The sequence below is a fragment of the Serratia sp. K-E0102 genome (assembly GCF_029962625.1).
Lineage (GTDB): Bacteria > Pseudomonadota > Gammaproteobacteria > Enterobacterales > Enterobacteriaceae > Serratia > Serratia sarumanii.
The window spans coordinates 3849108-3860120 of sequence record NZ_CP124754.1; the positions used below are offsets into that span (position 1 = coordinate 3849108).

The 11013-nt window shown below is 55.5% G+C and carries 10 protein-coding genes and 1 pseudogene; 4 read left to right on the forward strand and 7 right to left on the reverse strand.

Annotated elements, in window-relative coordinates; all coding sequences use genetic code 11:
• Positions 1-36: 36 nt before the first annotated feature.
• A complete protein-coding gene (locus tag SSARUM2_RS18360; protein WP_060439427.1) occupies positions 37-417 on the reverse strand; it encodes a putative T6SS immunity periplasmic lipoprotein in 381 nt (126 codons plus the stop codon).
• 212 nt (positions 418-629) lie between these two features.
• Here SSARUM2_RS18360 and rluF point away from each other — a divergent pair, with 212 nt between their 5' ends.
• Positions 630-1499, forward strand: a complete 870-nt coding sequence (rluF, locus tag SSARUM2_RS18365; protein WP_039568501.1) for a 23S rRNA pseudouridine(2604) synthase RluF — start codon at positions 630-632, stop codon at positions 1497-1499.
• Between the two features lie 116 nt (positions 1500-1615).
• On the opposite strand, the gene SSARUM2_RS18370 is transcribed toward rluF, so the two are convergent.
• The 4 genes from SSARUM2_RS18370 to SSARUM2_RS18385 form a co-directional block, all read right to left on the reverse strand.
• A complete protein-coding gene (locus tag SSARUM2_RS18370) occupies positions 1616-2068 on the reverse strand; it encodes a DUF943 family protein (protein WP_072270156.1) in 453 nt (150 codons plus the stop codon).
• Complete coding sequence (locus SSARUM2_RS18375) at positions 2061-2864, reverse strand: DUF3289 family protein (protein WP_033655342.1); 804 nt, start codon at positions 2862-2864, stop codon at positions 2061-2063. Before SSARUM2_RS18375 ends, SSARUM2_RS18370 begins: the two co-directional genes overlap by 8 nt.
• Positions 2865-3045: 181 nt before the next feature.
• A complete protein-coding gene (locus tag SSARUM2_RS18380) occupies positions 3046-6108 on the reverse strand; it encodes an autotransporter outer membrane beta-barrel domain-containing protein (RefSeq protein ID WP_049213330.1) in 3063 nt (1020 codons plus the stop codon).
• A 195-nt stretch (positions 6109-6303) separates the two neighbouring features.
• Positions 6304-6618 (reverse strand): hypothetical protein, encoded by a 315-nt coding sequence (locus SSARUM2_RS18385; RefSeq protein ID WP_041036313.1) that lies wholly within the window; start codon positions 6616-6618, stop codon positions 6304-6306.
• 175 nt (positions 6619-6793) lie between these two features.
• Here SSARUM2_RS18385 and SSARUM2_RS18390 point away from each other — a divergent pair, with 175 nt between their 5' ends.
• Positions 6794-7426: a response regulator transcription factor gene (locus SSARUM2_RS18390; RefSeq protein WP_060439424.1), complete on the forward strand. Its 633-nt coding sequence runs from the start codon at positions 6794-6796 to the stop codon at positions 7424-7426.
• The gene (locus SSARUM2_RS18395) at positions 7423-9204 is read left to right on the forward strand and encodes a hybrid sensor histidine kinase/response regulator (RefSeq protein ID WP_033654272.1); all 1782 of its coding nucleotides are present in this window, start codon (positions 7423-7425) and stop codon (positions 9202-9204) included. Before SSARUM2_RS18390 ends, SSARUM2_RS18395 begins: the two co-directional genes overlap by 4 nt.
• Positions 9205-9218: 14 nt before the next feature.
• On the opposite strand, the gene SSARUM2_RS18400 is transcribed toward SSARUM2_RS18395, so the two are convergent.
• Positions 9219-10052: an enoyl-CoA hydratase/isomerase family protein gene (locus SSARUM2_RS18400; RefSeq protein WP_060420034.1), complete on the reverse strand. Its 834-nt coding sequence runs from the start codon at positions 10050-10052 to the stop codon at positions 9219-9221.
• A gap of 122 nt (positions 10053-10174) precedes the next feature.
• On the opposite strand from SSARUM2_RS18400, the gene SSARUM2_RS18405 reads away from it, so the two are divergent.
• Positions 10175-10537 (forward strand): helix-turn-helix domain-containing protein, encoded by a 363-nt coding sequence (locus SSARUM2_RS18405; protein ID WP_060439422.1) that lies wholly within the window; start codon positions 10175-10177, stop codon positions 10535-10537.
• A 206-nt stretch (positions 10538-10743) separates the two neighbouring features.
• Here SSARUM2_RS18405 and SSARUM2_RS18410 read toward each other — a convergent pair.
• Positions 10744-10878, reverse strand: a pseudogene (locus tag SSARUM2_RS18410) (type II toxin-antitoxin system Phd/YefM family antitoxin); the annotation flags it as partial.
• Between the last annotated feature and the right edge of the window lie 135 nt (positions 10879-11013).

Genomic DNA, 11013 nt, shown 5'->3' on the forward strand with positions numbered 1-11013 from the left:
TAACGCAGTCCAACAAACTAAACCTAAGAACATGCGTTAATGGTTAACCCTCAGGTTGCCCCGTTCGTCGGAGACAACCATAAATGCGGCGGTAATCAAATGCGAACCTTCGGGTGTCTGTATATCGTAGGCGACGGAATAACGCTTCCCTGGCCGAAAAGCATAGTCGAATACCGGCATGCACCTCCCCGGCTCAACGAAGAAAACGTCATTATCGATAGCTTTAATGAGCTTATCGCCTGATTCGCTATAAATCTGAACGAAGCGGATATTATCCCCCGCCTTCATAGAAGAAAGAATGCAGACATGGTTATCTTTGGCAGTGACGGCAGCGGGGAAGCGCGGAGTCAGCTTATCGCCAGGCCCCGGACAGCCGACCAGGAAGCAGGCCGTGAATAGAACCACATATTTTTTCATGCTACCCATTCCTTATACGCGGCTCTGTATACCGCAGAGGCTCCCTATCGGCTAATGCTCATTCATCACTGTCTGAATTGTTTTATTATCCTAACCCGCTTAAAAAAAGAATCTATACCTTAACGTCTAATGTGAATCACGATCGGAAGCCATAACGATTCGCTTCGCAGCGTCATCCGGGTAATGTATAGTCCGCGTTTTACGGAGATCCCATGCTGACTAACTCATCCATTCGTTTGAACAAATACATTAGCGAGAGCGGTATCTGCTCACGCCGCGACGCCGATCGATACATCGAACAGGGCAACGTTTTCATCAACGGTAAACGCGCCACCGTTGGCGCTCAGGTATTTGCCGGGGATGTGGTGAAGGTTAACGGTCAGTTGATCGAACCGCGCAATGAAGAAGATCTGGTGCTGATCGCGCTGAACAAGCCGGTCGGCATCGTCACCACCACCGAAGACGGCGAGCGCGACAACATCGCCGACTTCGTCAACCACAGCAAACGCATTTTCCCGATCGGCCGTTTGGACAAGGATTCGCAGGGGCTGATCTTTCTGACCAACCACGGTGACCTGGTCAACAAGATCCTGCGCGCCGGCAACAATCACGAGAAAGAGTATCTGGTGACGGTCAACAAGCCGGTGACCGACGAGTTTATTCGCGGCATGGGCGCCGGCGTGCCGATGCTGGGCACGGTGACCAAAAAGTGCAAGGTAAAGAAAGAGGCGCCGTTCGTGTTCCGCATCACGCTGGTGCAGGGGCTGAACCGCCAGATCCGCCGCATGTGCGAACACTTCGGCTACGAGGTCACCAAGCTGGAACGCACGCGCATCATGAACGTCAGCCTCAAAGGCTTGCCGCTGGGCGAATGGCGCGATCTGAGCGATGACGAGCTGATCGAGCTGTTCAAACTGATTGAAGGCTCTTCATCCGAGGCCAAACCGGCGAAGAAGGCCCCGGCCAAATCCGCCGCGGCGAAAAAACCGAGTGCCGGCGGCCCCAAAAGCGCCGACAAAGCCGCTGCGCCGGCCGGCCGCAAGCGCTTTACCCAGCCAGGGCGCAAGAAAAAAGGGCGTTAAACGCCCTTTTACCCTCGCTCAGCCCGCACTTGCGTGGGCTTGGCGAGGGCGAAAGCCTGAGCGCCACTTAGACGAGTCTGATTGAAAGCGAGGAAAAACTCAGAGGGTAAGAGTCACTATTTTTTTAACAGCGTGGTCTTACCGTCAGGCTCTTGAGCGAAAGTCTTCCCATCCAGACTGATAAAAACTCTTTTATTAACATCACCATTAATAATCATCGCTATATCCTTATAGATACATTTATTCTTGGTATCACCCTCGCTAAGACAATGATAGTCATCAATACTTCCATCATTGCTGCCAGTCGGAGCGGCAACATAGCCGTCAAAATTCATTACGGCAACGGTAAAATGATTCTCGTCCTTGATAATATGATACTTATCCTGAAGTTTATCTTTATTATCATTCCACCAAGATATTTTACCTTCCGTGGTCAGCGGAAGGTATTGAACATAAACAGCAGCACCATCAACCCGCACAACATTAGCCGGCCTGACAAGCACCCAAACCAACCAAAGAGCCGCTACGGCGACCAAAGAAAAGAACGCAACCTTTTTTTTGTTAAGCATAGTTTTCACCTGTCACTATTATTTTCGCGCCAAAGTTGGTGAAAAAGGGTCTAAACGCGAACTCTTTATACCTTTGAAGTACAAACCAAATCCTGAAAAACCCAATAGAACTAAACTTTAATTTACTAATATCTTCTTTATCTAACCCAAAATGATCCTGAGCTTTATAGCTAATCACAGCAGTATATTTATTATCTTGAAAAAACAAAGAATCAATACTGATCTCTGTACTATTGACCTCATGTACACTGACTCCCATTCCATTTATGCAGTCTTCCCAGCGAACATACTTTGGCAAACGGCTTTGTGATAACTGAAGAGTAAATGCATCTTTATTCAACTGATATGAGTTAAAATCAAAGGTATCGAGAACACTTTTAATTCGAATTAGCGTACTATTTTCTGATTTATCGCTCAGTATCAGCCTTTTATAGGCCAAGTCCATTTGAACATCTTGAAAGTCAGTTCCGTTATTGTACTGCATATGATTGAAAAGTTTAACTATCAACCCTTGATAAACGCCAGTAAAAGAAAAGTATCTCGATGCAGCTCTCAGCTCATCAAAAAGCATTGCAACCGCCTTTTCTTTTCCAGCTGCCGGAATATTTCGCGTTGCCGGATGGTCATAGGGCGATTTATAAGTACTCCAATCGATAAACGTTGATACTTGCCCCAAACGATATCGTTGCTTAAGTGTACGTTCATCCATATCGCCATATTGCATATCATCAGCAAAACGGTCGTTAAAAGGCTTCTTGCTGGTGAAAATCGTTAACGGCCTTGTCAAGTCACGCATTGGAAAATCAGTCCCTTGCCCATGCTAAGAAGAACATTAATCATACAGGCAATCCCGCCCTGCTCATATCGGGAAATGTCTTAGCGCCCCCTTACGCAGGCTCACGGGAAACTTAATGTTCACCATAAAAAAGGCCCGCATCAAGCGGGCCAGTCAGTACCAGAGAAGTCTAGAGGAAGAATCAGAACGACCAGCGCAGGTTGGCGTTGACCGAATTAACGCGGGTATCGGCGCCGAACTGCCCCTGATAGCCTACATCCAGCGTCGCGGCGCGCGACAGTTTCACGCTCACGCCGATATCGCCCACCATCACGTTGTCATCCACGGCCTGGCCCTGAGTGACGAACGCGTCGCTGCCGGCAAACGCCATGCGCGATGAGGTGTTCTTATCGCCGTAGGCGTGTTGCCAGCCGAGCGAGCCATAAAGGCTGACGTTCTTCGGCAGTTCGGTCACGCCGCGCACCCCGAGCGTGGAGTAGAAGGTGTTCATCGTTTCATTGCGCACGCTCAGCGCCGCCGCGCCCCCCGTCTCCTGGAAGCTGTCGGTATGCAGGCGGATATAGCTCAGGTTAATGAACGGTTCGACGTTCATCTCCGGCTGGCCGAAACGGTAACCCGCTTCGGTGAACGCCAGCAATGAGTTGGCATCGTAGTCCGACTTCAGCCGATCCGAGAAGCCGCTGAAATCGACGTTGCGCTTGCCTTCGATCTTGTGCCAGGTGTAACCCAGCGCGCCGCGCAGCGAGAACGCATCCTGCTGCCCCGCCGCATACAGGCCGAGGTGGTAGTTGTCGGTATCGGCCTTGGAACGGCGGCTGTCGACGTCGTAGTCGCCGCGGCTGTAACCGAAGTAGCCGCCGATGCGCACGTTATGGTCCGCCAGCTTGCGATCCGCCCCCAACAGGAAGCCGGTGGTGTTGCCATCCAGTTTACCCACGTTGCCGTTGCCGCTGTTTTTGCCCCAGGAACTGAAGGTCTGCCCCCAGACGCCGCTGTTTTGCGCCTGCGCCGGTTGCACCAGCGACATCGCCAACGGCGGTATCGGCAGGCTGTCGTTGTCGAACAGGCGCAGCATGCGCTGGTTCAGCACGTTGAACAGCTGGGTGCTGCCGGCGATCAGGTTAGACTGCATCGATGGATAGACTTCACCGGACAGCTGATTGAACGCCTCGCGCGCTTCCGGCGCGCTCAGCAGCAGCAGCGAGTTGTACAGCGCCAGCGAAGGGCCGTTCTGCACCAACGTCGAGAGCGCACCGGCGGTATTCCACTGGTTGCCGCTCTCGGCCACCGTTTGGAAAATGCCCGGCTTGCCGCTGCCTGGATTCTCGCCCCCCGGATTTTCACCGCCTGGGTTTTCCCCGCCCGGATTCTCGCCCCCCGGATTTTCACCACCTGGGTTTTCACCGCCCGGATTCTCGCCCCCTGGATTCTCACCGCCTGGGTTTTCCCCACCCGGATTCTCGCCGCCAGGGTTTTCACCGCCCGTGTCTTTCTGCGCGATGGTCAGATCCACGGCGTTGGGGCTGTGGTTCAACGCCACATCGAGGAAGGCAGACTTAGAGACCGCCGCCGCGAATTGGCCGTCAATGCCGCCGTCCGAGGTCAGAATGCGGTAGCTTTGGCCGGTTTTATAGCTGGTTTGCGGATCCAGCGCCGTGACCTGCACCTTGGCCTGATCGCTAATGGTGGTTTTGCCCGCCACCAGCAACTGGTCGCTGCGGCCGTCACCGGCGATATCGACGTCATAGAAGGATTCGCCGATAAAATTCAGGTAGCGTTTCAGCGTCAGCGTGCCGATATTGCCGTCGCCGGGCGAAATATGGCCGCCGGACTGGATCTCGGTCTGGCCCAGCGTGCCGTTGCCGCCCAATGTGCCGCCGGCCTTGATCGACGCGGCGCTGCTGTAGCCCTGCCCGTTATTGACGTCGGAACCCGCCGTCGCGTTGAGGATCAGCGTGCCGCCGTTCTCTGCGCTGAGGGTTTGGATCTCGAAGATGTCGTCTTCTTTCTGGGTATTGATGTCGCTGGCGATGATGAGCTTGCCGCCGCGCGCGGTGACGTTGGCCTGCAGCTCAGAGAGATCGCCGTTCAGCGTGGTGTGCCCGGCGCTGTTGATCACCTCGCCTTCGCCGCTCATCTTGTTGCTGAAAACGTAATTGCCGTCGGTATGGTTAAAGTACACATAGCTGCGGAACAATCCGCCCCGCAGGGCGATCGCCGTCTGGGCATCGATGGTGCCTGCGGCGCCCGCCGCGCCGAGCGTCGGCTCGGTCAACCCGGTGCCGGTGTCCATGTTGCCGCGGCTGCCGATAATCAGCGCGCCGCGGTTCGAGCCGGAGCCGGTCTTGCCCAGCACCACTTCGTTGCCGCCGGCGGAGAATGTCCCGCCGTCCATGACCGCCAACACGCCGTTGCCGTAATCGCCGACGTTGACGCTGCTGCCGCTGGTAAACCGTGAGCCGTTGCCGGCGATCGTCAACTCGGCGGTTTTACGCGCGCCGGAGACGCCCGCCACTTCGATGCTGCCAACGCTGACCGCACCGCCGTTCAGCACGTCCAGATCGCCGTAAAGCGTGAGCGCGCGGCCGACGTTCCATTGGGAATTGGCCCCGGTGACCGTGGCTTTCGGGCTCAGCGTATCAGTCTCGCCCGGCCCGCTACCATTGCCGATGCGCGCGTCAAAGGCGGTGTTCAGCACCGCGCCGTCTTCGATCGCCAGCGTGGATCGTGCCCCTAAATCGGTGCCGACGCTGAGAAAATTGCTGGTGACGCGAGAACCGGCGCCGGTGGCGATCAGATGGCTGTCGTAGCCACGCGTGGTGCCGACCACGATCTCTTTCGCGCTGGCCAGCGCGCCGTCTTCAACCCGCAGGGTGCCCCGCCCCAGATTCAGGCCGCCGCGCAGCACGAACTGATCGTTCACCGCGTTCAGCTCGGCGTTCGGCCCGCGGACCGTGACCAGGCTTTCATGAATTTGGCCGTTGAACATCCGGCCGATATTGATGTTATAGGCGCTGATCTTGCCATTATCGATCAGCAGGTTGCCGCTTTGATTACGGCCGACGTAAACGTCCCCGGTGTAGGCCAATGATTCGGTAATTTTTGCGTCGCCATCAAAAATGGCATCATCTGCGCGAGCGATATCGGCGGGCGCCAGCATCAACAGCGGCGCAGAAAATAGAGCGAGGTAAAGTTTGGAAAGCGGTGTTTTAACCGCTAAAGGATGCGATGTCTTGTCATTCACGGGCTATCTCCGTACTCGTTGGCGTGATGGCGCGAAATTTATTGTTATAGGGAAACTCAATGCACTAGAGGAGGTGTAAGGCGTTATTTCGCGCACGCCGGTTTAGTGATCGTCGAAGCAAAAGCTTATTGCCCCCCGGCGCTGACGCTCCGACGATGGAAAACCAGGAAGCGGCAATACCGCCCCCAAAGCGAATTATTTATGCGTGACCACCGGCGTACAGGTCGGCGCGCTCAGCGACGGCGACGAACCTAAAATTCCCGGCATCATCAGCGACGAGCAATCGAAAATGCGGCCTTTTTCCGTGGTGGCGCGATAAGAAAGTTTTTGCCCGCCCAGCGCATCCGGCGGTGCGCCATTGACATTGGTCACGGTAATTTCGTCCGATGAGCCCAGGCCCAGCATTTTGGCGGTTTCCGCCTGCAGTAATGGAATGGCCTGATCGGTTTTCAGGGTGGAACAACCGGCTATCATCATCGTAACGGTTAAAGCGATAAGTGGTTTTTTCATAAATTATCCTTTATAACCAATCAGTTAAAATTATCGATTGGCTTTATGTTTTCTCTTATCCAAATCCTCGAATAATATATTTCCCTTTCCTAAACGAAAAAACCCTCCTAAAGTAGGGAGGGTTGATAATAATTCATCAGACCTATCTGAACTGTGAAGGCGAAAGGAGAATCCTTTGGGGCAGGATTATGTGTTGGTCGTTGATGACCATCCATTGGTAGCAAGCGGTATCGCTAACTTTCTCAGCACGCATTGCCGATTCAAACAGGCACATGTGGTGACCAATGAAGAAAATTGCTACCGTCATATTAGGGAAAATGGCCCACCGCGTTTACTGGTGATCGATTTTTGGCTCTCTTCCGGTACGGCGTTGAAATTACTCAAAGAAGTAAAACAACGTTATTCTCAGGTGCGTATTTTGGTGGTCAGCGGCGACGAAAATAACGATATCTGGCAGAAAGTGCACAATGCCGGCGGGCATGGGTTCGTATTAAAAAATGAACCCCCGGAATTATTCGCCAGAGCGGTTTTTGCGTTGAATAATAATCAGGAGTGGTTCCCGGAAGGAAATGAACCCGCCATTAAAAATAGTCATGAACATTTAAATAAATTCAATTTAACGCCGAGACAAATCGACGTATTGACTATGATGCTGCGCGGCCTGCCGAATAAAAGGATCGCGACGCAGCTGTCTATTTCCGAACCCACCGTGAAAGAGCATATCAGTAATATCTTGAAAAAGATCGGCGTCAACAGCCGGGTAGAAGCCATCACGCTGTTGCACGGCAAACGGGATCCGTCGCAATGAAGTTTTTCCAGAATTTACAAAATGATGGCATCTCCTCACGCGCGCAGATCCGCCTGCTGGACAACACCTTCATGCGGTTGGTGTTCAGCTTCACTGCCGTGCCTTTCGTCGGCATCCCGTTCGCCATCTGGATTTATTTGCTGGGGGATGAACTCGGCCCAACCATTGCCTGGATCATGGTTTACCTGCTATGCGCCGTGGCGATCAGAATATGGCATCGGCGCTACCAACGCGAGGCCAAAGAAAATGATGAAGACGCCGTGCTGCGCCGCTGGCTGCCGCGCATTAATAAGGTGGCGTTTATTCACGGATTGGGGATCTCATCACTCTATTTAATTACCCCGCAGACCCATAACTTTGACTTTTTCCTGCTGCTCAATATCAGCATCGCCGCGATCGTCGCCGCCAACGCAACGCATCTGACGCCCGTCATCAGCACCTTTACCCGCTTTTTCTTCGCCTCCTGGGGGCTGCTGAACCTCGGCATCATCTGGCGGCTGGAAGACGTGATGTTCATCGTGCTGATGCTGAACTTGCTGTACGGCTTTGCCATTTACCGCCACGCGTTAACCTCGCATGCGTTCTTTATCCAGCAGGCGTTGCTCGAGGAACAAAGCTCGCGCCTGGCGGAGCAGTTCCGCCAGGCCAAAGAGGAGGCGGAACAGGCGCTGCTGGACAAGAACCAGTTCCTGACCACCGCCAGCCACGATCTGCGCCAGCCGGTGCACGCCATGGGCTTTCTGATCGAAGCCATCATCCACAAAAACCGCGACGACAGCCTGACGCCACAGCTGCTGGATCTGCAGCAGAGCGTGCGTTCGGTGCATTTGATGTTCAATTCACTGCTCGATCTCAGCAAGATCGAATCCGGCAACGTGCGCACCGCCGCCACCCATGTGGATATCGGCGCCCTGCTCGACTCGGTGATCACCCTGTTCCGCGAAGAGGCCAACAGCCGCGCCCTGGCGCTGCGCACCTGGCGGCCTAAACGGCGCATCAGCGTGATGGGCGATCCGCTGCTGGTGCGGCAATCGTTGATCAACCTGATCCAAAACGCCCTGCGCTACACGCAACGGGGCGGCGTGCTGATCGCCATCCGCCCGCGCGGCGCCGAGTGCCTGGTGGAAGTGTGGGACACCGGCGTGGGCATCGCCGACGAAGAGAAAAGCAAAATCTTCTCCCCTTACTACCGCCCCGAACTGGCGTGGAAAATCGACAGCGCCGGCCACGGGCTGGGGCTGGCGGTGGTGGCGCGCTGCGCCAAGCTGATGAAGGTGAAGTACGGCATGCACTCCGTCGAAGGCAAAGGTTCGCGCTTCTGGATGCGCTTCACGCAATACATCGGCGAAGACAAAGCGCCGGAAACCGCGGCCGCCTACGACAACACCGCCACGCCCATCCGCTATGCGCCGCTGCGCGGCGCCTGCCTGGTGGTGGACGACGATCCCTTGGTGACCTCCGCCTGGGAGAGCCTGATGAGCACCTGGGGCATCACCGTGCGCTGCGCGGCCTCCGCCGAGGAAGCCTTCGCCATTGTCGACGACGGTTTTACGCCGTTCGCCGTGCTGTGCGACCAGCGCCTGCGTTCCGGCGAGAGCGGTTTCGACATCCTGAAAGCGCTGTTCGAACGCCTGCCGGACGTGAGCGGCGCCATGGTCAGCGGCGAGTTCAACTCACAGATATTGCAAGAGGCCGAGCAGGAAGGCTATCTGGTGCTGCGCAAACCGCTGGAACCGGCCAGGCTGCATGCGCTGCTGACGCAGTGGGGGGCGGGCTAGCGCGCGGCGGTGCCTTAGCGGGCAAGATGCCGCAGCAGGCCTTCAAGGTTGCGCTCCCCCTCCGGGGTTTGCGCACCGGCCTTCAGCCCGCCGCGAATCAACCGCTCCGCTGCCGGGCGTGCGAACAATCCCGCCCAGGCGTCGTGCTCGCGATAAAAACCGGCCTGCAGATCCGGCGCAGGCATCGCCTGTTTGGCCGCCGCAATCACGCCCTCTGGCAATGCCGCGATATTGCGCGCTAACCGATCGACGAAATCATCAAGCTCGGCGGCTGGCAAGGCACGGTTAATCCAGCCATAACGCTCTGCGGTAGCGGCATCGAAAAGCTCGGCGCCCAGGATCACTTCCAGAGCGCGGCCGCGCGTCATTCGGCTCGTCAGATACTGCGTCGCGCCGCCGCCGGGCGTAATGCCCATCAAGGCCTCGCACTGGGCCAGTCCCGCCGTTTCCCGTGCAGCGAAAGCCATATCGGCCGCCGCCACAAACTCGGCGCCGCCGCCGCGCGCCAGCCCGGCCAGCTTAACGAGAGTGACCTGCGGCTGGCTGCGCAGCAGTTCGCCAAACGCCTGGAACGGATTAAGCCCCTCCGGCGCGTTGCTCGCCAGTTCGTCGAAAGCGTGCGGCTCATCGATCAAGGTCATGTCGACGTGAGCAATAAAGAACGCTGGGTTCGCGCTCTGGAACACCAACACCCGCGTATCCGGATCGTCACGCACCGCGAGCAATAAACGGCTGATTTCCGACATCAGCGCCACATCAAGAACGTTTACCGGTGGGTTATCGATAGCGATCGTCATCACGCCGTGTGCATGAGACAGCCTGAGTTTGCTGAAATCTGTATCTGTCATCTCAATGTCCTTTCACCTGGGGTACAAGTGCGGGTTATTCGCGCCGTTTATCGAATGGTATACTTTGCATACCTGGCGTCAATTACGCACCTTAAGCATCCCAGGGATGCGGGAGGATACCGATGGATAAGACCGATGTTGTTTACCGCGCCGACTGCCCGAGCCGCATCGTGCTCGATCAGATTGCCGATAAATGGTCCATGATGGTGCTGGAAGTACTGCGCGAGCCGCAGCGCTTCAACGCCATCAAGCGCCGTCTGGATGGCGTCACGCAACGCGTGCTGACCCAGACCCTGCGCAAGCTGGAACGCAACGGCATGGTGCATCGCAAAGTGTTGGATGGGCGGGTACTTGGCGTCGAGTATTCGCTGACGCCGCTCGGCAAATCCCTGCAGGGGCCGTTCTCGATACTGTTCGATTGGACGTTAGGGAATATTGAGGCGATTCAGGAGTGCCAACGCAAGTATGATGAGCAGGGCGGGTGATGCGGTCCCCCATAGTCTTTCACTTGCAGGAAAACGAGGGTTAGGCGCCATAGAGCTATCAGGCCATGATGAATCGCTTAAACAGCAGCTGCTGGATGTCCTGATGGTATGACAATGGGGTCACAATACAGTGCCTTACGGTACGCGTGTACTCAAAGGCCACCTGCTGTTCCACTGCAATCCCTTGATGTTGAGCACTGTAATGTTTAAAGCCCATCCAACAGCAGTTCCTTCGAGGACACACGCCCTTCCGCTTTATCCTTCTCTGACAGCATCAGCAATTTCAGCAGAGCAATGGCGTTCTCTCGCTCCTGCAACTGCTCATAGGATTCTATAACGTAGTTGATGGTCTCTACTTTCATCGTATCCCCAGGCGCTATCAATCATACCAAGGTCTGAACATAGGCCATATTTCGACCACAAACAATAATCTGCTTTACCCATAACTTACCTCAATGGCTGACAACAGGCAGAAA